The organism is Maribacter thermophilus (assembly GCF_001020565.1).
Taxonomy (GTDB): domain Bacteria; phylum Bacteroidota; class Bacteroidia; order Flavobacteriales; family Flavobacteriaceae; genus Maribacter; species Maribacter thermophilus.
Genome location: NZ_LDAS01000001.1, coordinates 2,157,263 through 2,183,441, shown reverse-complemented (window position 1 = coordinate 2,183,441; position 26,179 = coordinate 2,157,263). Strand labels below are relative to the sequence as shown.

The window sequence follows — 26,179 nt, the reverse complement described above, 5'->3', positions numbered from 1 at the left end:
ATGGCTAAAGAATCAATGAAAGCCCGTGAGAGAAAAAGGGCAAGAACTGTAGCTAAATATGCAGAGAAACGCAAGGCTCTTAAAGAAGCAGGCGATTATGAAGCATTACAGAAATTGCCAAAAAATGCCTCTCCAGTACGTATGCACAATAGATGTAAATTGACTGGAAGACCAAAAGGTTACATGAGGACTTTTGGAATCTCAAGGGTTATGTTCAGAGAAATGGCTAACAAAGGTTTGATACCCGGAGTTAAAAAAGCCAGCTGGTAATAAATAAAGAATAACTGGTTTCAGGTTTAGCTATAAAGCTAAAAACCGTCACCGAATTATATATAAATGGTAACAGATACTATAGCAGATTATCTAACAAGGATTAGAAACGCAAGTAGGGCAGGTCATAGGGTAGTAGAGATCCCGGCCTCAAATTTGAAAAAAGAAATAACTAAAATATTGTTCGATCAAGGATATATTTTAAGTTATAAGTTCGAGGACGACAAGGTTCAAGGTACTATCAAAATAGCTTTGAAGTACGATAAAATGACCAAAGATCCGGTGATTAAGAATATACAACGTATAAGTAAACCTGGTCTAAGAAAGTATGCCTCTAATGAAAATCTGCCTAGAGTTCTAAACGGGCTTGGTATAGCGATCGTTTCTACATCACATGGTGTAATGACTAGTAAGCAGGCCAAAGCTGAAAACGTTGGTGGTGAGGTTTTATGCTACGTATATTAATCGAATAAAGAGTTAGAAGATGTCTAGAATAGGAAATAATCCGATAGCAATCCCTGAGGGAGTAACGATAGAAGTCAATGATCAAATGATTACCGTAAAAGGTAAATTAGGTGAATTGAAACAGGAATACTCAGGAGTTGAAGTTAAAATAGAAGACGGACAGGCTTGGGTAACAAGACCGTCTGACTCTAAAGAGCATAAAGCGAAACATGGTCTTTACCGATCTTTGATTCTGAACATGGTAGAAGGTGTATCAAAAGGATGGACTAAAGAATTGGAATTGGTAGGTGTAGGTTACCGTGCAAGTAATCAAGGACAAAAACTTGATCTTGCCTTAGGTTTTTCTCATAATATAGTTTTTGACCTTGCTCCTGAAGTAAAAGTTGAGACTATTTCGGAAAAAGGTAAGAATCCTATTGTAAAATTAACCTCGCACGATAAACAATTGGTAGGTCATATTGCTGCCAAGATCAGGTCTTTTCGCAAGCCTGAGCCTTACAAAGGAAAAGGAGTCAAATTTGTTGGAGAACAATTAAGAAGAAAGGCTGGTAAATCAGCTTAATTATAGTATTATGGGATTATCAAAAACACAAAGGAAATATAGAATTCGAAGAAGAATCCGTAAGGTTTCTAAAGGAACAGCTGAAAGGCCAAGACTATCGGTCTTCAGAAGTAACAGCGAAATCTATGCACAATTGATAGATGACGTTAAAGGCGTTACTCTTGCTGCCGCTTCTTCTAGGGATAAGGATATTGCTTCTGCAAAAGGTACCAAAACCGAAAAAGCCGCACTAGTGGGTAAGGCAATTGCAGAAAAAGCCAGCAAAGTTGGTGTTGAAAAAGTTGCTTTCGATAGAGGTGGAAACTTGTATCACGGAAGAGTTAAGTCTTTGGCTGAAGGGGCAAGGGAAGCAGGATTAAAATTCTAAATTAAAGGTATGTTCCAAAAATACAAAAACGTAGAAACTGTTAAACCAGGAGGTTTAGATTTAAAAGATAGATTAGTAGGTGTACAACGTGTGACTAAAGTTACCAAGGGTGGTAGAGCATTCGGTTTCTCCGCTATCGTAGTTGTGGGCGATGAGAATGGTGTTGTAGGCCATGGTCTGGGAAAATCAAAAGAAGTAGCCACTGCTATTGCTAAGGCGATCGAAGACGGTAAAAAGAACTTGATCCGTATTCCTTTGAACAAAGGTACACTACCTCATGAACAAAAAGGTAAGTTTGGTGGGGCGCGTGTATATATTCAGCCTGCTTCACATGGTACCGGTGTTATTGCCGGTGGTGCTGTTAGGGCCGTATTGGAGGCAGTAGGTGTACATGATGTATTGTCTAAATCTCAAGGGTCTTCAAACCCGCACAACGTAGTTAAGGCGACTTTTGATGCCTTGTTGCAACTAAGGGATGCCAAGACAATTTCACAACAAAGAGGAATCTCCTTGGAGAAGGTGTTTAAAGGTTAAGAGAATATTATGGCAAAGATTAAAGTAAAACAAGTTAAGAGTGGTATTAAGAAGCCTCAAAATCAAAAGAGGACCTTGGAAGCTCTAGGACTAAAGGGAATTGGGCAAGTTGTGGAGCATGATGCAACACCTAATATCTTAGGAATGATAAATAAAGTTAAACATTTAGTTTCTACAGAAGAAGCTTAAATATAGATCTAATGAATTTAAGTAATCTAAAACCTGCAGAAGGTTCCGTAAATAGAGATGGTAAGCGTTTAGGTCGTGGACAAGGATCTGGAAAAGGCGGTACTGCTGCAAGAGGCCATAAAGGGGCTAAATCTAGATCAGGTTATTCTAAGAAAATCGGATTTGAAGGTGGTCAAATGCCTTTACAAAGACGTGTTCCTAAATTTGGATTTACCAATATTAACCGTAAGGATTATAAAGGGATAAACTTGGATAAATTGCAGGAACTAGTTGATAAAAAAGTTGTTAAAGATACTGTTACTCTTGATACTTTGGTAGAAAACGGTCTTGTGAAGAAAAATGATTTAGTAAAGATCTTAGGGGGAGGAGAATTAAAATCCACACTTAAGGTATCTGTACATAAGTTTACTGCTTCAGCAAAAGCTGCAATAGAAGCTGCAGGTGGTGAGGCAATAAGTTTATAAGCATTAACGGGAACATGAAGAATTTTATTGATACAATATCCAATATTTGGAAGATAGAAGAACTTAGAAATAGAATACTTATTACTCTAGGTCTTCTATTAGTTTATAGATTTGGTTGCCAAATCGTTCTTCCAGGTATAGATTCGACACAATTAGGAGGCTTGGCCGATGGTACCGATCAAGGTATTTTTGGATTATTGAACGCATTTACAGGTGGTGCATTTGCCAATGCATCCATTTTTGCTTTAGGTATTATGCCTTATATCTCGGCTTCTATTGTGGTTCAATTAATGGGTATTGCAATACCTTACCTACAAAAATTACAGAAAGAGGGCGAAAGTGGCCGTAAGACCATTAATCAGATAACAAGATGGTTGACTATTGGTATCTGTATCGTGCAAGCACCGGCCTATTTATACGGTCTGGGGGCCTTTGGAGTACCGGATAGCGCATTTGTGTTAGGAAAAGGATTGGATTTCATGATACCGGCGGTTATTATATTGGTGTCTGGTTGCGTTTTCGCCATGTGGTTGGGTGAGAAGATTACCGATAAAGGTATTGGTAATGGTATTTCTTTGTTGATAATGATCGGTATTATTGCAACGATGCCTCAGTCATTTCTTCAAGAAGTTGTTTCTAGAACGACAAATAATAATGGAGGGGCTATGTTTATCTTGATAGAGATTATCGTGTGGTTCTTGGTTATTTTGGCAAGTGTACTTTTGGTAATGGCTACTCGTCAAATACCCGTACAGTATGCTAGAAGAACTGCTTCTGGTGGTTATGAGAAGAACATCATGGGGTCTAGGCAATACATTCCATTGAAATTGAATGCATCGGGTGTTATGCCAATAATATTCGCCCAAGCAATTATGTTCGTTCCCGGTATGATCGGTGGAGCTTTTGACGATACTTCGTTCGGACAATGGATGCAAGTTCAATTTAGTGATATATTCGGATGGGCGTATAATCTGTTGTTTGCCTTTTTGATTATCATTTTCACCTATTTCTACACTGCAATTACAGTGCCTACCAATAAAATGGCAGATGACCTAAAACGTAGTGGTGGATTTATCCCTGGTATTAGGCCAGGAAAGGAAACTGGAGATTTTTTAGATAAAATTATGTCATTAATTACGTTACCCGGTTCAATATTCTTAGCTTTGCTGGCTGTTTTACCGGCTATAGTAGTAAAATTGTTGGATGTTCAACAAGGATGGGCATTGTTTTATGGAGGAACATCACTATTGATTATGGTGGGTGTGGCAATAGATACGGTACAACAGGTGAATTCATATTTGTTGAATAGACATTATGATGGTTTGATGAAAACCGGAAAAAACAGAAAAGTAGCATAATTTATGGCTAAGCAAGCAGCGATAGAACAAGATGGATCCATTATAGAGGCATTGTCAAACGCAATGTTTCGAGTAGAATTAGAGAATGGACATGTAGTTACTGCGCATATTTCAGGTAAAATGCGCATGCATTATATTAAACTATTACCTGGTGATAAGGTTAAATTGGAAATGAGTCCCTATGACCTTACCAAAGCAAGAATTACTTATAGATACTAAGACAGCAAGATGAAAGTAAGAGCATCAGTAAAAAAGAGAAGTGCCGACTGCAAGATTGTTCGCAGAAAGGGCAGATTGTACGTAATCAACAAAAAGAATCCTAGATTTAAACAAAGACAAGGGTAATTATGGCAAGAATCGCGGGTATAGATATACCAAAACAGAAGAGGGGCGTAATAGCCTTGACCTATATTTTCGGAATAGGAAGAAGTAGGGCAAAGGAAATTTTGAAAAAAGCCCAAGTTAGTGAAGATACAAAAGTTTCTGATTGGAACGATGATGAAATAGGTCGTATCAGGGAAGCAGTTTCTTTCTACACTATTGAAGGTGAGTTACGTTCCGAAACTCAGTTGAACATTAAGCGATTAATGGATATTGGATGTTACAGGGGTATACGCCACAGATCTGGTTTGCCATTAAGAGGTCAACGTACAAAGAACAACTCTAGAACTAGAAAAGGAAAGAGAAAAACAGTTGCTAACAAGAAGAAAGCTACTAAATAATAAATAGGTATGGCAAAGGCAAATACTAAGGTAACCAAAAAACGTAAAGTTATAGTTGATTCTGTTGGAGAAGCGCACGTAACTGCATCCTTTAATAACATAATCATTTCATTGACCAACAAAAAAGGTGATGTGATATCATGGTCATCTGCTGGTAAATTAGGATTTAGAGGTTCTAAGAAGAATACTCCGTACGCTGCTCAGGTTGCTGCCGAGGATTGTTCTAAAGTAGCTCATGAAGCAGGTTTGAGAAAAGTTAAGGTTTATGTGAAAGGACCTGGAAACGGTAGGGAGTCTGCCATCCGTTCTATTCATAACTCAGGAATTGAAGTAACAGAGATCATAGATGTTACGCCAATGCCTCATAACGGTTGTAGACCTCCAAAAAGAAGAAGAGTTTAATCAATATTAATATATTTCATCGAAGGTGTAATTACGATTATCGAAGGATAAGCCTTAATTCATAATCTCACTTTCATAATTTAAGAAAATGGCAAGATATACAGGACCAAAATCAAAGATCGCACGTAAATTCGGAGAAGCGATATTCGGGGACGACAAGTCTTTTGAAAAGAAAAATTACCCTCCAGGACAACATGGTAACAACAGAAGAAGAGGAAAAAAATCCGAGTACTCTGTTCAGTTAATGGAAAAACAAAAAGCAAAATATACTTACGGTATTCTAGAAAAACAATTTAGAAACTTGTTCGCTTCCGCTAAAAGGAAAGAAGGTGTTACCGGTGAGATTCTTTTACAATTATGTGAGTGTCGTTTGGATAATGTTGTTTTTAGAATGGGGATAGCTCCAACTAGAAGCGGCGCCAGACAATTGGTTTCACATAGGCACATAACCGTAAACGGAGAATTGGTCAATATTCCATCTTATTCTTTGAAACCTGGTGATGTAGTCGGTGTAAGAGAAAAATCAAAGTCTTTACAGAGCATACAAGATTCTCTTGCTGCCAATAGTGCTGTATATGAATGGTTGACTTGGAACAATGACAAAAAGGAAGGTACGTTTGTTTCTGTACCTGAAAGAATGCAGATTCCAGAAAATATCAAAGAACAATTAATAGTCGAGTTATACTCAAAATAAAACAACACTGATCCTATTATGGCATTATTTAATTTTCAGAAACCCGATAAAGTAATAATGATCGATTCCTCAGATTTCGAAGGAAAGTTCGAATTTCGTCCTTTGGAACCTGGTTATGGATTAACTGTTGGGAATGCATTAAGAAGGGTATTGCTTTCTTCATTGGAAGGCTATGCCATTACGTCCGTAAGGATAGATAAGGTAGAACACGAGTTCTCAGTAATTCCTGGTGTTGTTGAAGATGTAACCGAAATTATCCTAAATTTAAAACAAGTTCGTTTTAAAAAGCAGATAGAGGATTCTGAAGCCGAAGTGGTTTCTATTTCCGTGAGTGGAAAAGAGCAATTGACTGCCGGGGATTTTCAAAAATTTATTTCTGGATATCAAGTGTTGAATCCAGATTTGGTAATATGTAATATGGATGCCAAAGTAAGCATCAATATGGAAATTACCATTGACAAGGGAAGGGGTTATGTTCCTGCAGAAGAAAACAAAAAATCGGGAGCACCTATCGGTACCATTGCTGTAGATTCTATTTTTACACCTATTAAGAATGTAAAATATAGTATCGAGAACTTTCGTGTAGAACAAAAGACCGATTATGAGAAATTGGTTTTTGAGATTGTATCCGATGGTTCCATACATCCTAAAGATGCTTTGACAGAAGCGGCCAAAGTATTGATTCATCACTTCATGTTGTTCTCTGACGAGCGTATCACGCTTGAGGCGGACGAAATAGCACAAACAGAGACTTATGATGAGGAGTCTTTACACATGAGACAGTTGTTGAAGACCAAATTGGTCGATATGGACTTGTCTGTAAGGGCATTGAACTGTTTGAAAGCTGCTGAAGTAGATACCTTGGGAGACTTGGTTTCTTTTAACAAGAATGATTTGATGAAGTTTAGAAACTTCGGTAAAAAATCATTGACCGAGCTTGAGGAGTTGGTGATCAACAAAGGTTTGAGCTTTGGAATGGATTTGTCAAAATATAAATTAGATAAAGATTAATTAATCATATTTTGCTCCTCGTTCCAACGGGTCTGGTAGCAAGATGATAATACAAAAACATGAGACACGGTAAAAAAGTTAATCATTTAGGAAGAAAAGCTGCACATAGAAAAGCTATGTTGGCAAATATGGCATGCTCCCTAATAGAACATAAAAGAATAAACACCACTGTTGCTAAAGCCAAAGCGTTAAAGCAATTCGTTGAACCTTTGATCACAAGATCTAAAGCAGAAAATAATTTGACTGCCGATAAAGGAACTCACAACAGAAGAATAGTATTCAAATATCTTAGAGACAAGTATGCTGTAACAGAATTGTTCAGTGTAGTGTCAGAGAAAGTTGGCGATAGACCGGGTGGTTATACTAGAATTATCAAATTGGGAAATCGATTGGGAGATAACGCTGATATGGCTATGATCGAATTGGTTGATTTCAATGAGCTGTATAATGCTGGTAAGCCTAAGAAGAAATCTACAAGAAGAAGTCGTAGAGGAGGAAGTGGTAATGCTGATAAAGCCGAGGCTGTAGTTGAAGAAACTAAAGTGGAAGAGCCAAAAGTTGAAGCTGCTCCAGAGGTTAAGACTGAAACCGAAACTGAATCTCAAACCGAGAACAAGGCCAAAGAGGATGATTCAAAAGAATAACATGTCAATAAATATTGATAATTATAAAAGGATAAGCCTAAAAGCTTATCCTTTTTTTATGTTTTTTTGTTAACTGTAAAAAGTAAAGAGGTAGAATGAAATATCAATCTAAAAAGAAAGCGTTTATATTACTGGCCGATGGAACCATTTTTTATGGTAAATCTGTAGGTGATAAAGAAGGGACAGCCTTCGGGGAAGTTTGTTTTAATACTGGAATGACAGGGTATCAAGAGATTTTTACGGATCCTTCTTATTTTGGCCAACTAATGGTTACAACAAACGCCCATATAGGAAACTATGGTACAAACGAGGAAGAAATTGAATCGGACTCAATAAAGATATCAGGTTTAATATGTAGAAATTTTAGTTACGAGTATTCCCGATCTATTGCAGATGCCAGTTTAGAAGAATTTTTGAACAAGTACAATCTCTTTGCTATCTCTGATGTAGATACAAGGGCGTTGGTCAGTTATATAAGAGATAATGGTGCTATGAATGCCGTTATATCTACCGATGTTGACAATATAGAGGCACTAAAAGGGCAATTGGCAGAAGTGCCAAGTATGGAAGGACTGGAATTGGCTTCTAAGGTGTCTACCAAAGAGCCCTATTTTTATGGGGAAGAAGATGCTCCTTTTAAAATTGCCGCGTTGGATATAGGGATCAAAAAGAACATACTCCGCAATTTAGCGAAACGAGGGGCTTATATAAAGGTGTATCCATACAATGCAAAATTCTCGGATATGGCCAATTGGAACCCAGATGCTTATTTCATTTCTAACGGCCCTGGTGATCCAGAGCCGTTGGTGGATGCCATTGAGGTTGCCAAAGAAATAATAAAGTCTGATAAACCGCTCTTCGGCATTTGTCTGGGACACCAGGTCATTGCTTTGGCAAATGGAGTGTCTACCTATAAAATGCACAATGGCCATAGAGGTATTAACCATCCTATTCTGAATTTAAAAACAGGTAAAGGGGAAATAACTTCGCAAAACCATGGTTTTGCCATTAATAGGGAGGAAACTGAATCAAATGATAACTTAGAGATTACCCATGTTCATTTGAATGATCAGACTGTCGCCGGTATTAGAATGAAAGATAAGGATGTGTTTTCCGTTCAGTACCACCCAGAGGCAAGTCCGGGGCCTCATGATGCCGATTATCTTTTTGATGATTTTTTTAAATTAATTGAGAAAAACTCAAAACAATCGGCCTAAGTTTAAATTATCATTATATTATTTGTATTTAAAAGGTGTAAATGTTCACCTTGAAAACAAGGTTTGTATCTTTACAAATCATTTTTATAAACAATTTAATTAAGAGAATAACAGATGAGTATCATACTAAGTGTTCATGCGAGACAAATTTTAGATTCTAGAGGAAACCCAACGGTAGAGGTAGATGTAATCACCGAAAATGGTGTTTTGGGAAGGGCCGCTGTGCCGTCAGGAGCTTCTACGGGAGAACATGAAGCTGTGGAGTTGCGGGACGGTGGAAACAGTTTTATGGGGAAAGGTGTTATGAAAGCCGTTGAGAATGTGAATACCGTTATTGCAGAGGAGATTTTGGGTATGTCCGTTTTCGAACAAAATCTTTTGGATCAAACAATGATCGATTTAGATGGTACTCCCAATAAATCAAAATTAGGGGCGAATGCCATTCTTGGTGTTTCTCTTGCGGCCGCCAAAGCAGCTGCCAACGAATTGGGACTTTCGTTGTATAGATATATTGGAGGGGTAAGTGCGAATACCTTACCGGTTCCTATGATGAATATTATAAATGGAGGCTCACATTCAGATGCTCCAATAGCGTTTCAAGAATTTATGGTAATGCCTGTTAAGGCAAAGAGCTTTTCTCATGCCATGCAAATGGGAACGGAAATTTTTCACAATTTGAAAAAAGTCTTGCATGATAGAGGTTTAAGTACTGCAGTAGGAGATGAGGGCGGTTTTGCACCTAATCTTGCCGGAGGTACCGAAGATGCCTTAGATACTATTGCGAAAGCAGTAGAAAAAGCTGGTTATAAACTGGGAGATGATGTAATGATAGCTTTGGATTGTGCTTCAGCTGAGTTCTATGTTGACGGCAAATATGATTACACCAAATTTGAGGGAGATAAGGGAGTTGTTAGAACTTCAGAAGAGCAAGCACAATATTTGGCAGATCTTGCCGCCAAGTATCCAATAATATCTATCGAGGACGGTATGGATGAAAACGATTGGGACGGATGGAAAGCCTTGACCGAAAAAATTGGCGATAAAGTACAATTGGTAGGCGATGATTTGTTCGTAACAAATGTGGAAAGACTTTCTACTGGAATAGAGAAAGGAATAGCTAATTCCATTTTGATAAAGGTTAATCAAATAGGAACCTTGACAGAAACGATAGCAGCCGTGAATATGGCTAAAAATGCGGGATATACTTCTGTTATGTCGCACAGATCTGGTGAAACAGAAGACAATACTATAGCCGATTTGGCGGTTGCCTTAAATACGGGACAAATAAAAACCGGTTCGGCATCAAGATCAGATCGTATGGCCAAGTATAATCAATTACTTCGAATCGAGGAAGAATTAGGTAGTATGGCCTACTATCCGCAAGAAAAGGCATTTAAGATCAAGTAATGTCAATAATTAAAAATTAAAAAGGCTTTCATTGGAAAGCCTTTTTTTTTGGTCTAATCTAAAACTTTGCCTACCTTTTTAAGGATTATGAATTTTTAAAAAATGTAGCCTCCATATGAATAATTTCCTTTTTGTTTCTGCAGAGAACGATGCAATTCCCAATTGTAAAGCAGGCGGTATGGGTGATGTGGTAAGAGATGTTCCCCGAGAAATTGCAAAAAGAGGAGATAGGGCACATGTGGTGGTACCTGCTTACTGCAGATTGCACAAAAATGCAATTTTTAAAACCGATCTAGAGTTCAGTTTAAGGGGGGTAAATTATAAAGCGGAACTCTATGAGGTACTTCCCAAAAAGATAATCAAGAATATTACCCATTATGTAATTCATCATCCAGAGATTACCGAAGGGGGTATCGCCCATATTTATCACGATGACCCTACAGAGCCTTTCTTTAATGATTTTATTAAGTTCATGATTTTTTCCACAGCTGTAGCAGAGGCAATAAAAATAGGGGCTTTTGGTGATTTGGATATCGTACATATGCATGATTGGCATTCGAGTGCAGTTCTTTTTTTAAAAACATATCACCCTGCATATAAGGATTTGAAAAAAATGAGATATGTGTATAGTATCCACAATTTGGCAATTCAGGGTATAAGGCCTTTTTATGACAACTACGCTTCGGTACATAATTGGTTTAACGAGATACCCCTAGACCACGAGGCATTGAAAGATCCTAGATATCAAGACTGTATTAATTTGATGGCCGTCGGAATAAGATTGGCAGATGCCGTTCATACGGTTTCGCCTTCGTATAAAGAAGATGTAATGCTGCCAAGCAGACCGCCAGAATTTATAGGGGGCGAGGGTTTGGAAAAAGATTTACAACAAGCCGATAATGAGGGTAGGTTGTTCGGTATTTTAAACGCATCCAACTATAACAATATTAGAACGGCTGAGAAAGGATTCTTGTATAGAAATATTGTGAAGGCCTTGTTCGGGTGGCTTCAAGACGAATCAAAAAAATACAAAGCGGATTTCTTGGCCCATACAGGAGAAAAAATAATGGAGTACGTAGGTAATAGACCTAAGTTCATTGTTTCTAGTGTAGCCAGGTTGACCGAGCAAAAATTCTATTTCTTAAAACAATCTCCAGAAGCCTTCGAAGCAATTCTTGAACGACTAAAGAAAGTGGATGGTATTTTTATGCTGCTAGGTACCGGAAATCCTGATTATGAGGAAATGTTCCGTGAAATGAGCTATAAACACAAGAACTTTGTTTTTACCAATGGCCAATCCGAGGATTTGATAGACTCTATATATCTAGAGACCGATCTTTATTTTATGCCCAGTTTGTTTGAACCATGTGGAATAAGTCAAATGTTGGCCATGAGAAATGGAAATCCCTGTTTGGTACATCATACTGGAGGTTTAAAAGATACGGTCGCACATATGAAAACCGGCTTTGCTTTCGACGGTGATAGCTATGAAGAGAAAATACAGAATATGCTTAAGGTCTTTGATGAGGCCCTTACGATGTGGGAAAAAGACAGACCTAAGTGGAAACGTATACAGACCAACGCAAAAAAAATGCGTTTTACGTGGGAAAACTCAGTAAATGAGTATTATAAAGACCTTTATTTGTTATAGTCTTTCCGGCCAATATCCTTATTGTTAATTTTTGCCCAAACAGAACAGTTAAATTGTTAAAACATCCCTATTTTATTAACTTTACAACTATTGAATAACAAGTAAAATTTTAAAATGTCAGATAAAGCTACTTTAGAATATAATGGTCAAAAGTATGAGTTTCCAGTAGTGAAAGGAACTGAGGACGAACTCGCGATTGATATTAAAACATTACGCTCCTCTACAGGGGGTATGATTACCATAGATCCAGGTTACAAAAATACCGGTTCATGTGAAAGTGCCATTACTTTTTTGGATGGAGAAAAAGGAATATTGAGATATAGGGGGTATTCTATAGAAGAATTGGCAGAAAAAGCAGACTTTTTAGAAGTGGCCTATTTGCTCATATTCGGTGAATTGCCCAATGAAGAAGAACTGGCCAAATTTCATAAGGATATTACGGACGAGTCTCACGTAGATGAAGAAATGAAAAAGATTTTGGACGGTTTTCCAAAATCTGCACACCCAATGGGGGTTTTGTCGTCATTAACAAGTGCCTTGATTGCGTTTAACCCGTCGACGGTAGACGTTAGCTCCGAAAAAGATATGTACCATGCCATTGTAAGGATATTGGCTAAGTTTCCGGTGTTGGTAGCGTGGACCTTACGTAAGAAAAAAGGATTGCCACTAGACTACGGGGACGATACATTAGGATATGTTGAAAATATCCATAAAATGATGTTCAAACGTCCCAACCAAGAATACAAAAGAAACAAGGTGGTTATAGATGCCTTGGACAAGTTGTTGATTCTTCACGGGGATCATGAGCAGAATTGTTCTACTTCTACGGTTAGAATCGTCGGTTCTTCACATGCTGGGCTGTTCGCTTCGTTATCGGCAGGTATTTCTGCTTTGTGGGGGCCATTGCACGGCGGTGCCAACCAAGCGGTTCTAGAGATGTTGGAAGCTATTGAGGCCGATGGTGGTGATACTAAAAAATATATGGCGAAAGCAAAAGATAAAAATGACCCGTTTAGGCTTATGGGCTTTGGCCATAGGGTGTATAAAAACTTTGACCCGCGGGCCAAGATCATTAAAAAGGCAGCGGATGAAGTACTTAGTGACCTAGGTATAGATGATCCAATTTTAGATATAGCCAAAGGTTTGGAGAAAGAAGCATTGGAAGATCCATATTTTGTAGATAGAAAATTATACCCGAACGTCGATTTTTATTCGGGAATTATTTATAGGGCTTTGGGTATACCTACCGAAATGTTTACGGTGATGTTCGCCCTAGGAAGGTTGCCGGGATGGATTGCCCAGTGGAGAGAAATGAGATTAAGGGGAGAACCTATAGGTAGGCCTAGACAGGTTTATATAGGTGAAAAATTGCGACCTTTTGTTGATTTGAAATCTAGATAGTTAAGACTAAAATTAGAGTAAAAAAACGCCCTCTTAAATTTTTTAAGAGGGCGTTTTTTAATAGTACCTTAGCGCAAAAAATTATCGTATGCTAAAGCTTAATATAAATGATGAAATCTCACCATTAAAAGCTGTGGTGTTAGGTACTGCCAAAAGTTGTGGTCCGGTGCCAAAGCCCGAAGAAGCATATGATCCAAAATCTTTGGAACATATTCTTGCGGGGACATATCCAACAGAAAAAGATATGATGGAAGAAATGGAGGCCTTTGCCGCCGTTTTTAAAAAATACGGAGTCAATGTTTTTAGACCCGAGGTTTTAGAAAATTGCAATCAAATATTTTCTCGGGATATTGCTTTTGTCATTGAGGATAAATTGATCGTTGCCAATATATTGCCCGATAGGGAAAGAGAAGTAGAGGCTATTTTGCACGTTCTTGACAAAATAGAAGATAAAAATATCTTACACCCACCAGAAGAGGTGCATGTAGAGGGAGGGGATGTAATGCCTTGGAACGATTATATTTTTGTAGGTACCTATACAGGTGAGGATTATGCCGACCAGATTACCGCACGGACCAATAAACATGCCGTCGAATATTTAAGAGCCCAATTTCCGCACAAGAAAGTAAAATCATTTGAACTTAGAAAGAGTAAGAACGCTAAAGAAAACGCCCTGCATTTAGATTGTTGTTTTCAACCTTTAGGGCAAGGAAAGGCGATACTTCATAAAAATGGTTTTTTGGTAGAGGAAGAATATTTATGGTTGGTAGATTTTTTTGGAAAGGAAAATATTTTCGAAATAACTTCTGATGAAATGTATAGAATGTTCAGTAATGTTTTTTCGATTTCGCCAAATGTTGTGGTTTCCGAACGCAACTTTGATAGGTTGAACAATTGGCTTAGAGACGAGGGTTTTGTTGTGGAGGAGATTCCATATGCCGAGATTTCAAAGCAAGAAGGCCTTTTAAGATGTAGTACATTACCTTTAATTAGAGAATAGTTTATTATGCAGATTACCAATACTATATTGATGATTAGACCGGTGAATTTTCGTATGAACGAACAAACTGCGGTCAATAATTATTTTATGGAAGACTTGAAGGAAAAGAACAAGACCATAAACCAAAAAGCACAAGAAGAGTTTGATGCGTTTGTTAGTAAGTTACGAGGAATCGGATTAAATGTTATTGTTGTTGATGATACTTTAGAACCTGATACTCCGGATAGTATATTTCCTAATAATTGGATTTCTTTTCACAAAGATGGTACTGTGGGAGTATACCCAATGTTTGCTGAAAATAGACGAAGCGAACGAAGAGAGGATATTTTAGAAATTCTTGAGAATCAGGGTTTTTTGATAGATAATGTAATGGATTATACCGCAGCCGAAGAAGAAGGTGTTTTTCTTGAAGGTACTGGCAGTATAATAATGGATAGGGTTAACAATAAGGCATACTGCGCCCTGTCAGAAAGGGCAGATGAAGATTTGTTCATAGAGTTTTGTGAAGATTTTGATTGCATGCCGGTAATTTTTACCGCCAACCAAACAGTAGATGGTAAAAGGTTGCCTATTTATCATACAAATGTTATGATGGCGATAGGAGAAGATTTTTCGGTTATTTGTCTAGAAACTATCGATGATAAAAAGGAACGGAAAAATGTAATCGACCACTTAAAAAAAGACAACAAAGAAATCATAGAAATTACAGAGGAACAAATGCACTCCTTTGCCGGTAACATGTTACAGGTTCTTGCTTCTGACGGCCAGCGATATCTTGTGATGAGCTCTGCGGCATATAACAGTTTAAATGCCGGTCAGATTCAACAAATAGAAAAACATTGCAACATTGTGCATAGTCCTTTAGATACCATAGAAACTTGTGGAGGAGGAAGTGCCCGTTGTATGATGGCCGAAGTATTTTTGCCCAAAAAAGAAAACTGATTACCGGCAAATTGGCCAAATAATACACAACCACTGTTCATCAACGGAACAGGTATTTTAATTTTTTTACGAATTGTAAAGGGATATTGTAAGGAGCGTACCTCAAAGGTAGTTCTGGCCAATATCCTTTTTTGATTATCGCTTTTTTATGTGAAAAGATATCAAAAGAGTGTTTGCCCTGATAGTGGCCTACACCAGAACTGCCTATGCCTCCAAAAGGTAGTTGGCTATTTGTAATCTGTATGACCGTATCGTTTATGGTGCCACCACCAAAACTATATTGGTCAATGATTTTTTCTTGAAATTTTTTCTTTTTCGAGAATACATATAGGGCCAAGGGTTTGTCGTAGTTAGAGATTAACCTTGAAATGTCTTTTTCTGTTTCGTATGAAATAATGGGAAGCAGTGGGCCAAAAATTTCTCCTTCCATTATTTTACTGTTCAGTGTTGGCTCGTTCACCAAGGTGGGGGACAAAAAGAGGGTGTCGTCATTAAAATCCCCTCCAAAAAGTATCTCTTCGTCCCTTAGCATACTTTTTAAGTTTTCATAATGTGCTTGGGTGGTTATTCGTGCAAAGTCGGTCGAACTTTCAATATTTTCACCAAAGAAACCTGTAATGGATTTTTTTAAGGCGTTCACAAGTTTTTCCTTTACGTTTTTGTGGACCAAAATATAGTCGGGAGCTATGCACGTTTGTCCGGCGTTCAAAAATTTGCCCCAAGCTATGCGTTTGGCGGCTATTTGTACTAAGGCCGATTCGTCTACGATACAAGGGTTTTTTCCGCCTAGTTCCAATGTGACGGGTGTAAGATGTTCGGCTGCACTTTTGTATACGATCTTACCTACTTTGGTACTGCCGGTAAAGAATATATAGTCCCATTTATTGGACAAAAGTTTTTGCGATATGTCTACACCTCCTTGAACAGCGCATACATATTCCTCATCAAAGACGGTCTTAATGATATTTTCGATTACCTGAGATGTATTGGGTGTTAATTCCGATGGTTTAACTACGGCCGTATTGCCAGCTGCGAGTGCTCCTATCAGTGGCGACATAATTAGAAGAAACGGGTAGTTCCATGGTGCTATGATAAGGGTGTTGCCATAAGGTTGCGAATAAATGTAGTCCGCTGAGGGAAAGTTTACCCAGGTAGAGGAAACCCTTTTTGGGCCGCTCCACTCTTCTATGTTTTCTATGGCATGGTTTAATTCCGAAAGAGCAAATTGTGTTTCGGAAGCCATAGCCTCGAATTTTGGTTTTTTAAAATCATTGTACAAAGCCGTGCAAACATCATCTTCATAGTCGATTATGGCCTTTCTTAGTTTTTTTAAATAGATTTTTCGGAATTTAACATCCTTTGTTTTTCCCGATAAAAAGAAATTACGCTGTTTTTCTACCAATGATTCTATCATAAGATCATAAGACTTTAGTAAGGTAAATTACATTAATTATTTCTTTTATCTACTGAAACAGGGTTGCTTGTTGTCTTTTTCTTTATGGGGCCGTAAATGGCAATATTTCTTATCATACCCCTAAAAATGAAGTAATGAAAAGGAACAACGCTGTACCAGTACAAACGTCCTTTTAGGCCTCTGGGCCTAAAAGTTGCTGTTTGGTGCAATACATTATGTTCGTCTATTTGAAATTCTAACCAAGCTTCGCCCGGTAGTTTCATTTCGGCAAATAACAGCAAGCGTTTCCTTTTTTTATCCGCCAAAAGAACACGCCAAAAATCCAAAGAATCGCCTGGGTATAATTTGTAGGGGTGGGTTCTTCCCCTTCTTAGTCCTACACCACCCGTCAATTTATCCAGAAAACCTCTTATTTTCCATAAATTATTGCCATAGTACCATCCGTTGTTTCCTCCAATTTTCCATATATTTTCTAAAACTTGTTTGGGGTTTTTGACGGATAATTTTTTCTTGTCCTGCAAGACCCCGTACTTCGGAACCTGAATATACTTTTCTAGGCTTTTGTTGAAACGTCCGCTTATCATACTATCTTTCCAGCTACTTACAACAAGGTTTTGTTCTATTTTTTTGAAAGCCATGTCAATGGCTTCTCTGTAAGTATGTGGTGTTATATTTAAAATTTTCGACAACCTATCGTCTTTGGCGACCACTTCTATTTTCATACTGTCCACTAGGTTCAATGCAAGTTTATATGAGGTAGAAGTAACAAAATATAACCAATAAGAAGATAGCTTTGGTGTCATTACCGGTACTGTAAAAATCCAGTTTTTAAAGCCTCTTGCCTTCGCATATTGCTGTAGCATATCTTTGTAGGTAAGTATATCGGGGCCTGCAATATCAAAACAATCGTCATAGGTTTCTTTATGGCCCAATACCCCTGTGAGAAAAGCGATAACGTCTCTAATGGCAATTGGTTGGGTTTTGGTCAGTACCCATTTGGGGGTAATCATTAGGGGGAGTTTTTCGCAAAGATCTCTAATGATTTCAAAAGAAGAACTGCCAGAGCCAACAACGATTCCTGCCCGTAATACGGTTAGTTTAAAATGGCCTTGCGAAAGAATGCCTTCCACGTTTTTTCTAGAACTTAGATGTTTGGACAGCGTTTGGTCATTTACAATGCCACTTAGGTAAATAACCTGTTCAATGTTGGTGTCTTTTACGTGTGAGTTGAAATTTACGGCCATGGCCGCTTCCTTTTCATCAAAATCCGTTGTGGAAGAACTCATGGAGTGGATCAAGAAATAGGCGACATCCAAATCTTTTGGCAGTAACTTGTACTTTACCTCGTTCAGAAAATCTATTTCAATAACCTCAATCTTTTTTCTGGTTTCCTCATCAACCGATAACCTGCTTGCATCCCTTACCGCACAAACCACTTCATGGCCTGCGGCCAATAATTGGGGAAGTAGGCGCATACCGATATAACCATTGGCTCCGGTTAATAGAATTTTCACGATAAGGGAGTTTTGAACATTTGAAAAATATAATCGTTTAAATTATTATAATAATAATGGTCCATATTACAGGTCATCGATAGAGGTGGGGGAGTTGTCCGCCCTGTACTCCAATATCTTTTTGAAAAACTTCTGAACCGCCTTGGTGTCAGAGACTACCTTTATAAAGTAATGGTCTTTATGTATGGCATATATAGAGGAGTCCCCTTTGTAAAGGGTTAATTTATAGTACGGGATTACCAACGCATATGTTTCCAACAAAGAGCGGAACCGTACAATAATTCCGTGGGGTCTCATTTCAACGTTACAAGTATTTCTGTTGTTGTCCAAGATGAGCAAGTTTCTGATTTCTACACTTGTATCGGTGATTATAAGTTTGGGAGAGCCGATACCTCCCATATCAAAACGTTGTTTTAGTGTAAACGGTTTGCCTACCTGCTTATCTATCTTTCTGGTGATTTCGCTATTGTTGTAAGAAACGTTTAAAAGCATATTGTTTGTATAAGGGTAGTTTCCATTAAAGTTAATCAATTGTATGTTGAATGCCGCATCCGTTTACCTTAAAAAGCGCAAAAAATGCTTAGTTTTGCAGCCTTAATTACATGTTGATGAATATTCAGAAAGTTCTAGACGAGAAAGTAAAAGAAGCAGTATCGGCTATCTATGGTATAGCCTTGCCTACGGTAGAGTTTCAACCGACCAGGAAAGATTTTGAAGGAGATGTCACCGTGGTGGTTTTTCCAATGCTTAGGCATGTAAAAGGAAATCCTGTTCAAATAGGGGAGCAGATAGGAACCTATTTGAAAAAGGAAGTTTCGGAAGTTTCTGGTTTTAATGTTGTAAAAGGGTTTCTTAATATTTCTATTTCAGATTCTTTTTACCTGAGTTTTTTCAATAAGGTAAAAGATAATGATGAATTTGGTCTAATTGCTGTCCAAGATGACGCGGTGATGGTAGAATATTCATCTCCCAATACCAACAAACCCCTTCATTTAGGGCATGTAAGAAATAACCTCTTAGGGTATTCCGTAGCAGAAATTTTAAAGGCGTCGGGTAAAAAAGTATACAAAACGCAAATTATCAACGATCGTGGTATTCATATCTGTAAAAGTATGTTGGCCTGGCAGCGTTTTGGAAATGGGGAAACTCCTGAAAGTACAGGGCTAAAAGGGGATAAGCTGGTCGGGAATTACTATGTGGCTTTTGATAAGGCCTATAAGGAAGAAATTGCCGAATTGGTAGCAAAGGGTGTTGAAAAGGAGGTGGCCGAAAAGGAAGCCCCCATTCTTTTGGAAGCTCAAAAAATGTTGCAAAAATGGGAGGCCGGCGATGAAGAGGTGGTTTCTTTATGGAAAAGAATGAACGGTTGGGTTTATGAAGGTTTTGAAACTACCTACAAAAACCTGGGCGTAGATTTTGATACTTATTATTACGAAAGCGACACGTATCTTTTGGGTAAGGATGTGGTTGCGGACGGATTGGAAAAAGGCGTTTTTTATAAAAAGGAAGATGGCAGTGTTTGGATAGACCTTACCGATGAGGGCTTGGATGAAAAAATAGTGCTTAGGTCCGATGGTACCGCTGTATATATGACACAGGATATTGGTACGGCCATTCAAAGGGTTAAGGACTATCCGGATGTGAACGGAATGGTGTATACCGTAGGTAATGAGCAAGATTACCACTTTAAGGTTTTGTTCTTGATTCTAAAGAAATTAGGTTTTACATGGGCCGATAAGTTGTATCACCTTAGTTATGGCATGGTAGATTTGCCCAGTGGTAAAATGAAAAGTAGGGAAGGAACCGTTGTGGATGCCGATGATTTAATGGAGGACATGACCCAAACGGCAGCCGCTATATCAGAAGAGCTGGGCAAGTTGGAGGACTACTCTGATGCCGAGAAAAAAGAACTATATAAAATGATCGGCCTTGGGGCTTTAAAATATTTCATTTTAAAAGTGGACCCTAAAAAAAGAATTTTGTTCGATCCTAAGGAATCTGTCGATTTTCAGGGAAATACAGGGCCTTTTATCCAATATACGTACGCTAGAATACAATCTATATTAAGAAAGGCAAAAGAAACCAATGTTGAAAGGGCTGCCTTGGTAGAGGTGTCGGAACTTCATTTAAAAGAGAAAGAGTTGATCAAACAGATTCAACTTTTTCCTGAAACAATTCAGCTAGCCGCAGAAAACTATAGCCCTGCGTTGATTGCCAACTATACATACGATTTAGTAAAAGAATTTAATTCGTTCTATCAACAAGTTTCTATACTGGGCGAAGAAGATGTGAAAAAGAAAGATTTTAGGGTGCAATTATCTCAAAAGGTAGGTAACACTATTCAATCTGCATTTAAGTTGTTGGGTATTGACGTTCCGGAAAGAATGTGATTTTAAAATTGTATTCTAAAGCTGGCATTTGGCGTAACGCCCAATGATGTGCGTTGAACGGTTTCGACTTCATTGGCTTCGTTAAGTCTATAATAGGTGTTCAAAACGTTCTTCCTGTTAGTGAAATTGAGAACGGATATTCCTGTAGAGGCTTTAATGCGCGCGCTTATTTTAAAATCGTAGGTAACAGATGCATCGGCTCTAATATATTCTGGTAAGCGGCTACTGTTCGGTCTTTGGTAATTAATTTGATACGGAAAAGTAGTATCGTTAACAGGTGTGTTCGTATCGGGTCGGGTATATGGTTTTCCTGATCTATAATTGATTCCTATACCTATTTTTAAATTGTTGTAGTTATAGTTTCCGGCAATGGTCAGCGAGTGCCTAATGTCCAAGTTGTTGGGGAAATGGGTAGGTGTAATGGCGTCGAAGGTATAATCGTTGATGTTGTAGGCGTAACTTAGCCAAGCACTATAATCGTTATTCTTTTTATTGATCAAGAACTCCACTCCCTTAATGGTATACTCCCCTATCTCTTTGTTGAACTGGTTTTGGTTTTGAAATCCTTGGGTTTCTACATTAATACCTGTTACTAATTTATAAAAACCTTCGATACCAACATAAAAACTGTTTTCGTCGTAATTAAAACCTATAGAGCCTTGTTTGCTTTTTACCACTGGTAAAGTAGTGCCGTCGGCTAGAATCCATCGCCGTTTTTCTATACCTAGAAAGTTCTGTTCCAAGTCTATTATCTGGTTGGTGGACTGGCTTTTGTATTCTCCTAATACCTCTGTTTTTAGATGTGGGGCAAACTCATAACTTAGGTTAAGTCTTGGCTCTAGTACAAGCTCTTTAAAGGTGTTTATATTTTCGATATAATTTAATCTGGCTCCAATTTTTGCCATAAAACGTTGGTCGTAAGAATTGTATTCCCCTTCAGAATATAAAGAATGGGTGTAGATGACCCCTTTAATGTTGCTTATAAATTCGGGCTCGTTCAGATCTGTCTGATTCTGTATTCCTGTTTCGTTTACTTGGTAACCGTTTGTCCAGCGAAGGTTTTCGTTGAACATATAGGTAGAGGTAAGTTTTGCACTCTTCTCAAGAACAAGATTGCTTTGTAGCAAGCGTTGACTGTCGGCATCGGAAATGCTTAGGGCATTTAAGCGGTACCTTGTATAATAAAGGTTGAGGTCGGTTTTAAAATTCTCCGTCCAATCGCTATGTAAAGTAGCGCCAAAAGAAATGTTGGTCTGGTCTAAACTACTATTTTTAGAATTGCTGTCGTCTAAATTTGTTTCTAGGTAATCTAGATGGTTTTTTATATGTATCAGGCTAATTCGTAGTTTTTGATAAGGGGCAATGTCATAAAGGATTTTTCCTGAAAAGTCATAAAAATAAAAATCATTGTCCGACTGTACATCACTATCTTGAAAGGCTTTCTCAGAAAAAGTGTTGTATGTTGGGGTGTTTAAAAAATCGGTAAGTGAGCGCCTTCCTGAAAATTGTATGGCCAAATTATCCTTTATGGGTACCTGCCCATAGGCATCACCGCTGATAAGGTTAAGTCCTGCCCCGCCATAGACCGAGTTGGTTATGGTGTTCTTTGTCCTCATGTCCAATACACCGCTTACGCCATCGCCATAAAGGGCACTGGTGCCATTTTTTATGATGGTTATTTTATCTGTAAGATATGGGTTAAAAGCAGATATTAAACCAAAGAAATGTCCAGATTGGTACATTTTTATGCCGTCCCATATAATTAGGTTTTGATCATTGGTGCCACCGCGTATGTTAATGTCCGAAACGGTTTCGTCCACGCTCTTTATACCCGGTAACGATTGTACCGTTTGTAGTATGTCTGGTTCTGTAAGACCAGGTAAAATACCGAATTTATCGGTGTTCATTTCAATACCGCCATCGGGTAATTTTACGAGGCCATCGGTTAAAAACTTATATACTACCACTTCTTCCAGTTCTTGGTAGTTTTGGGCCAATACAATTGTTTTGCAAGAAGATGATTTGCCAATTAAATTTTCGGCCGTTGTAAAATAAGGTTTAAAGCCCATGTGGGTAATTTGTACAATTGCCTTTCTAGGAATGTTTTCAAGGTAAAAAGCACCTTCGGTATCGGTGACGGTCGCTTTGTCGGTATTTAATATTTTAACAGTGGCCCCAGGTATGGTATTGTCTTCATAATTGTCAAGTACCGTAGCGCAAATAGTAATGCTGCTATTTTTGGAGACGGAATAATAGCGATCATTTAATTTCTGAATCTGTAAAGAGCTTTTTTCCGATATGTAATTTATGGCGGTCTGTAGATTGTAATTTTTTGGTTTTACGATCTTTATTTCCTCTAGGTCGGCATCGGCATAGGAAAATTTTACATTGAACTTGTCTTCCAATTCTTGTAGAAAAACTATAATATCAATGTTCGAACTAACAGTATCTTGGGCCGTGCCATTACTTTTTATAAGTAACAGTAATAGTATAAGAATGCGGTGGGCCAGTGTCTTAAGGTGCGTTTTCTTCATAGAACAGCACTTTGTTCCCTTTAAATTTATATTTTATTCGCAAGGGGGTGCTAATACTTTTTAAAGCTAAATCGGTGTCGGTATTACTGAATGTTCCCGTGAACAGTTGGTTGTCATCTATTTGGCTTGCATCTACCGTTATATTGTGCTGACGTTGAAATTCTGCCAACACATATTTAAGAGGTATACTTTTAAACGAACTTTCATTGTTCAACCAAGAAGGTTGTCCGTTTTTTGTTACTTCAGATTTGGTTATGGAGCCGTTAATGGCTATCAGTGAATGCCCGGCAGAAAGTTTTGTTTCTTGGCCGTTCATGGTAACACTTACCAAGCCTTCGAAACAACTCACCTCAAAAAAGCCTTCCCGGTTTTCCACATTAAACTGTGTCCCTAAAACGGTAACCGATCCTTGTTCGGTGGTTACGGTGAATTTTTTTCCTTTGGCAACTTTAAAAAAGGCTTCGCCATTTAAGCCAATGTTCCTTTTTTTGTCCCAATTTTTTTCATCGTACGACAGCTTTGATTCGGCATTTAATATAATTTCGGAATTGTCGGGCAAAATAATTTCCTTGTTTTCGGCAAGATCCGTGATAACGGTTTCGTTAAGTGTGCTTAGATAAAAATAAGACCCCACAATTAAGACTGTTATTACCGCAGCGATTTTTAAGAATGTTTTAAAAGGGGCCAACGTAATTACTTTTGGGGTTTCTTGCACACGACGTTTATCAATACTTTCCCAAGCTTCTTCCATATTAAAATCGGGGGACTGTAATTTTTCTGAAACGTCCCTGATCTTTTTATAGGTAGCATACTCTTCAGATTCTTTAAAAACCTTAAGTTCTGCTTCCGTTAACTCGCCGTTAAGCCATTTTGCCAAGTAGTTTTCTTGCATAATTTTAGCTTTCTACCTTTAAATAACAATCAGAAGTTGTAAAACCCTACCTCTAATTTAATAATATTGATTTTTTCTAGATTCCATCTATTTTTCCCCTTAGGTTTTTAAGGGCCAAATGCATCCTTTTTTCTATTGCCTTTATACTAACACCTTCCATTTCGGCAATTTCAGCATATTTTTTCCCATCTATCCGGTTAAGTAGAAAAGTGCTGCGTTGGTTGTCGGGCAAACTATTTAAGGCATTTTCCAGTTTTTCTTTAAACTGGGTTTCCTCCAATATGAATTCAGGTGTCTCGTTGGTGGATCTTAATGTTTTGTCCGCATACTTTAACCGCACCTTTTCCGCTTTTATAACATTTAGGTAAAGGTTATTGGCGACCGTATATAAAAAAGACTTGGCTTTTTCCGGCGAAACCTTCGAACAGTTTTCCCATAATTTTACAAAGGCCTCTTGTACGGCATCGCTCGCTTTTTCCTCGTTGCCGAACTTATAGTATATGTAGTTGAAAATGGTTTTGGAATACTCGTTGAATATAGAACTGTAGACACTCTCTTTACATACGTTTTGTTTGTCCTCGTTTTTCAACTGTTCGTTTTTTTTCAAAGATATTTTAAAAAAAATAAAAAAGAAGGTAGGGTTTTTTTTTAGTAAATTGTTTTAAGACCGAATAAACAAATAATACCAAATCGTTATGAAAAATTTATTTAGCTACACCATCTACTTTAGCTTTTTAATGGTGGTTTTGAGTTTTACCTCATGTCAAGATGAATTTGAGGAAATATCTACCGACGAACAAGAGACCATTACGGCCAATAGTGCTACGGCAAGTTTGGTAAAAAGTGCTTCTGCCAAAGATGGTTCTTATGATGATGTTGTAGACAACTCTTCCTGTTTTGCCATTAAATTCCCATACACTGTCTCGGTCAACGACTTAGAAATTGTTGTAGATTCTTATAAAGACCTTTGGTTTTTAAAGCAGTTGGTTAAGCAATATGATGGAGATTTTAGAGATATGTTGACCATTGTTTTTCCAATTACGATCACCTATTCTGATTTTAGTGAACTGACCATAAACAATCTTGTTGAATTAAGGGAGTTGGCGAGTGAGTGTACCGGTAAGCCGGTAGATGCTCGTATACCATGTGTCGCCTTTGTGTACCCCATAAAGCTGTTTACTTTCGATTTAAACAATCAGCAAACCGGGTCTGTTGAGGTGGAAAGTGATATGGAGCTGAGGAGTTTCTTTAAGGATTTGGATGATGATTCTTTGGTCAGTATAGATTTTCCTGTCACTCTTAAGCAAAAAAGCGGAGTGGAAGTGGTCGTTAACAGCAATGAAGAACTGGCCATTGCTATAGAATCTGCCAAGAACTCATGTATCGAAGATGATGACTTTTTTGACGATGACTTCTATGATGACGAAGACGATGGCGATGATTGTGAAAACTGTAGTGCCGACCAGCTTACCGAAATGCTGTTGACTTGCCCTTATTGGTATGTTCATGAATTGGAATTGGAGGACGAAGATGGATTGGAGGAGCAATATAAGGGCTATTGGTTTTCTTTTCAGGAAAATGGCGGTGTTAATGTAACGGTAAATGATGAGGTTTTAGAGGGGTCTTGGGCTACGAGCGGTAGTTTGAGTGCTACGGCCTTAGTAATTAATATTCCAGATCTTCCGAATTTCAATGCTACTTGGCGATTGGACGAAATGGAAATAGGGGATGGCTTCAAGAAAATAGAGTTCGAGTTCGGTGATGAAAATGAGATGGTGCTTAAAAGCGATTGTAGTGATGAAATACCGGCCATTTGCGAAACGGAAGCGATCGTAGAAACCTTGAGTAGTTGCTCGTGGGATATCGCTAATATAGATGGTTCTTTCTTTGCTGAGCTTACCATTGATTTCTCAAATTACAATATGCACGTTTATAGTGATGATGATAATGATGAAACTGAGAATGTTCTTGATGAAGGAAATTGGGAAATATCGGGAAGCGTCATCACTTTCAATAGCTTAAGCATGACTTTGGCCAATTACGTAGGAAGCTGGGAAGTTATTTCTTGCGAACCCGAACAATTGAAACTTCAAAGGGGAGAAGAAATTATTGTATTGACCAAAGACTGTGACTAG

At 38.0% G+C, this 26,179-nt stretch carries 29 protein-coding genes; 23 read left to right on the top strand and 6 right to left on the bottom strand.

Annotation, left to right across the window (positions count from 1 at the left end):
• The 21 genes from rpsN (at position 1) to ctlX (ending at position 15,300) form a co-directional block, all read left to right on the top strand.
• A complete protein-coding gene (gene rpsN, locus AB657_RS09450; RefSeq protein ID WP_047246265.1) occupies positions 1–270 on the top strand; it encodes a 30S ribosomal protein S14 in 270 nt (89 codons plus the stop codon).
• 66 nt (positions 271–336) lie between these two features.
• Complete coding sequence (rpsH, locus tag AB657_RS09445; protein ID WP_047246264.1) at positions 337–735, top strand: 30S ribosomal protein S8; 399 nt, start codon at positions 337–339, stop codon at positions 733–735.
• Positions 736–754: 19 nt separating this feature from the next.
• The gene (rplF, locus tag AB657_RS09440) at positions 755–1,297 is read left to right on the top strand and encodes a 50S ribosomal protein L6 (RefSeq protein ID WP_047246263.1); all 543 of its coding nucleotides are present in this window, start codon (positions 755–757) and stop codon (positions 1,295–1,297) included.
• A gap of 10 nt (positions 1,298–1,307) precedes the next feature.
• Complete coding sequence (gene rplR, locus AB657_RS09435; RefSeq protein ID WP_047246262.1) at positions 1,308–1,664, top strand: 50S ribosomal protein L18; 357 nt, start codon at positions 1,308–1,310, stop codon at positions 1,662–1,664.
• Positions 1,665–1,673: 9 nt separating this feature from the next.
• Positions 1,674–2,198: a 30S ribosomal protein S5 gene (gene rpsE / locus AB657_RS09430; protein ID WP_047246261.1), complete on the top strand. Its 525-nt coding sequence runs from the start codon at positions 1,674–1,676 to the stop codon at positions 2,196–2,198.
• Positions 2,199–2,207: 9 nt separating this feature from the next.
• A complete protein-coding gene (gene rpmD, locus AB657_RS09425; protein WP_047246260.1) occupies positions 2,208–2,387 on the top strand; it encodes a 50S ribosomal protein L30 in 180 nt (59 codons plus the stop codon).
• Positions 2,388–2,398: 11 nt separating this feature from the next.
• Positions 2,399–2,851 carry a 50S ribosomal protein L15 gene (gene rplO, locus AB657_RS09420; protein WP_047246259.1) on the top strand — a complete coding sequence of 151 codons (453 nt, stop codon included), beginning with the start codon at positions 2,399–2,401 and terminating at the stop codon, positions 2,849–2,851.
• A gap of 14 nt (positions 2,852–2,865) precedes the next feature.
• The gene (gene secY, locus AB657_RS09415) at positions 2,866–4,209 is read left to right on the top strand and encodes a preprotein translocase subunit SecY (protein ID WP_047246258.1); all 1,344 of its coding nucleotides are present in this window, start codon (positions 2,866–2,868) and stop codon (positions 4,207–4,209) included.
• 3 nt (positions 4,210–4,212) lie between these two features.
• The gene (gene infA, locus AB657_RS09410; protein ID WP_013305172.1) at positions 4,213–4,428 is read left to right on the top strand and encodes a translation initiation factor IF-1; all 216 of its coding nucleotides are present in this window, start codon (positions 4,213–4,215) and stop codon (positions 4,426–4,428) included.
• 9 nt (positions 4,429–4,437) lie between these two features.
• Entirely contained in the window at positions 4,438–4,554 is a 117-nt protein-coding gene (ykgO, locus tag AB657_RS17850) for a type B 50S ribosomal protein L36 (RefSeq protein ID WP_013305171.1), read from the top strand.
• Between the two features lie 2 nt (positions 4,555–4,556).
• The gene (gene rpsM / locus AB657_RS09405) at positions 4,557–4,931 is read left to right on the top strand and encodes a 30S ribosomal protein S13 (protein WP_047246257.1); all 375 of its coding nucleotides are present in this window, start codon (positions 4,557–4,559) and stop codon (positions 4,929–4,931) included.
• A 9-nt stretch (positions 4,932–4,940) separates the two neighbouring features.
• Positions 4,941–5,333 carry a 30S ribosomal protein S11 gene (rpsK, locus tag AB657_RS09400; RefSeq protein ID WP_047246256.1) on the top strand — a complete coding sequence of 131 codons (393 nt, stop codon included), beginning with the start codon at positions 4,941–4,943 and terminating at the stop codon, positions 5,331–5,333.
• 88 nt (positions 5,334–5,421) lie between these two features.
• On the top strand, positions 5,422–6,027 hold the full coding sequence (rpsD, locus tag AB657_RS09395) for a 30S ribosomal protein S4 (RefSeq protein ID WP_047246255.1): 606 nt from the start codon (positions 5,422–5,424) through the stop codon (positions 6,025–6,027).
• Between the two features lie 18 nt (positions 6,028–6,045).
• Complete coding sequence (locus AB657_RS09390; protein WP_047246254.1) at positions 6,046–7,038, top strand: DNA-directed RNA polymerase subunit alpha; 993 nt, start codon at positions 6,046–6,048, stop codon at positions 7,036–7,038.
• 59 nt (positions 7,039–7,097) lie between these two features.
• Positions 7,098–7,682 (top strand): 50S ribosomal protein L17, encoded by a 585-nt coding sequence (gene rplQ / locus AB657_RS09385; protein ID WP_047246253.1) that lies wholly within the window; start codon positions 7,098–7,100, stop codon positions 7,680–7,682.
• A 95-nt stretch (positions 7,683–7,777) separates the two neighbouring features.
• Positions 7,778–8,899, top strand: a complete 1,122-nt coding sequence (gene carA / locus AB657_RS09380; RefSeq protein WP_047246252.1) for a glutamine-hydrolyzing carbamoyl-phosphate synthase small subunit — start codon at positions 7,778–7,780, stop codon at positions 8,897–8,899.
• 114 nt (positions 8,900–9,013) lie between these two features.
• Positions 9,014–10,306 carry a phosphopyruvate hydratase gene (eno, locus tag AB657_RS09375; RefSeq protein ID WP_047246251.1) on the top strand — a complete coding sequence of 431 codons (1,293 nt, stop codon included), beginning with the start codon at positions 9,014–9,016 and terminating at the stop codon, positions 10,304–10,306.
• A gap of 115 nt (positions 10,307–10,421) precedes the next feature.
• Positions 10,422–11,957, top strand: coding sequence for a glycogen synthase (locus AB657_RS09370; protein WP_047246250.1), 1,536 nt, complete (start codon positions 10,422–10,424; stop codon positions 11,955–11,957).
• Between the two features lie 114 nt (positions 11,958–12,071).
• On the top strand, positions 12,072–13,358 hold the full coding sequence (locus tag AB657_RS09365) for a citrate synthase (protein WP_047246249.1): 1,287 nt from the start codon (positions 12,072–12,074) through the stop codon (positions 13,356–13,358).
• A gap of 88 nt (positions 13,359–13,446) precedes the next feature.
• Entirely contained in the window at positions 13,447–14,358 is a 912-nt protein-coding gene (locus AB657_RS09360; protein WP_047246248.1) for a dimethylarginine dimethylaminohydrolase family protein, read from the top strand.
• A 6-nt stretch (positions 14,359–14,364) separates the two neighbouring features.
• Positions 14,365–15,300 carry a citrulline utilization hydrolase CtlX gene (gene ctlX, locus AB657_RS09355; RefSeq protein ID WP_047246247.1) on the top strand — a complete coding sequence of 312 codons (936 nt, stop codon included), beginning with the start codon at positions 14,365–14,367 and terminating at the stop codon, positions 15,298–15,300.
• Positions 15,301–15,340: 40 nt separating this feature from the next.
• Here ctlX and AB657_RS09350 read toward each other — a convergent pair whose 3' ends face one another.
• From AB657_RS09350 to AB657_RS09340, 3 genes are all read right to left on the bottom strand, one after another.
• On the bottom strand, positions 15,341–16,714 hold the full coding sequence (locus AB657_RS09350) for an aldehyde dehydrogenase (protein WP_047246246.1): 1,374 nt from the start codon (positions 16,712–16,714) through the stop codon (positions 15,341–15,343).
• A gap of 32 nt (positions 16,715–16,746) precedes the next feature.
• The gene (locus tag AB657_RS09345; RefSeq protein WP_047246245.1) at positions 16,747–18,228 is read right to left on the bottom strand and encodes an SDR family oxidoreductase; all 1,482 of its coding nucleotides are present in this window, start codon (positions 18,226–18,228) and stop codon (positions 16,747–16,749) included.
• A 66-nt stretch (positions 18,229–18,294) separates the two neighbouring features.
• A complete protein-coding gene (locus tag AB657_RS09340) occupies positions 18,295–18,720 on the bottom strand; it encodes a hypothetical protein (RefSeq protein ID WP_047246244.1) in 426 nt (141 codons plus the stop codon).
• A 116-nt stretch (positions 18,721–18,836) separates the two neighbouring features.
• On the opposite strand from AB657_RS09340, the gene argS reads away from it, so the two are divergent.
• On the top strand, positions 18,837–20,618 hold the full coding sequence (gene argS / locus AB657_RS09335) for an arginine--tRNA ligase (protein WP_047246243.1): 1,782 nt from the start codon (positions 18,837–18,839) through the stop codon (positions 20,616–20,618).
• Between the two features lie 2 nt (positions 20,619–20,620).
• Here the strand turns inward: argS and AB657_RS09330 are convergent, their stop codons facing one another.
• The 3 genes from AB657_RS09330 to AB657_RS09320 all read right to left on the bottom strand — a co-directional run bounded on the left by AB657_RS09330 (position 20,621) and on the right by AB657_RS09320 (position 24,651).
• A complete protein-coding gene (locus AB657_RS09330; RefSeq protein WP_047246242.1) occupies positions 20,621–23,152 on the bottom strand; it encodes a TonB-dependent receptor in 2,532 nt (843 codons plus the stop codon).
• Positions 23,133–24,044, bottom strand: a complete 912-nt coding sequence (locus AB657_RS09325; protein ID WP_047246241.1) for a FecR family protein — start codon at positions 24,042–24,044, stop codon at positions 23,133–23,135. Before AB657_RS09325 ends, AB657_RS09330 begins: the two co-directional genes overlap by 20 nt.
• 76 nt (positions 24,045–24,120) lie before the next feature.
• Complete coding sequence (locus tag AB657_RS09320) at positions 24,121–24,651, bottom strand: RNA polymerase sigma factor (protein WP_232304870.1); 531 nt, start codon at positions 24,649–24,651, stop codon at positions 24,121–24,123.
• Between the two features lie 88 nt (positions 24,652–24,739).
• Between AB657_RS09320 and AB657_RS09315 the strand changes: the two genes are divergently transcribed.
• A complete protein-coding gene (locus AB657_RS09315) occupies positions 24,740–26,179 on the top strand; it encodes a BAR domain-containing protein (protein WP_052958670.1) in 1,440 nt (479 codons plus the stop codon).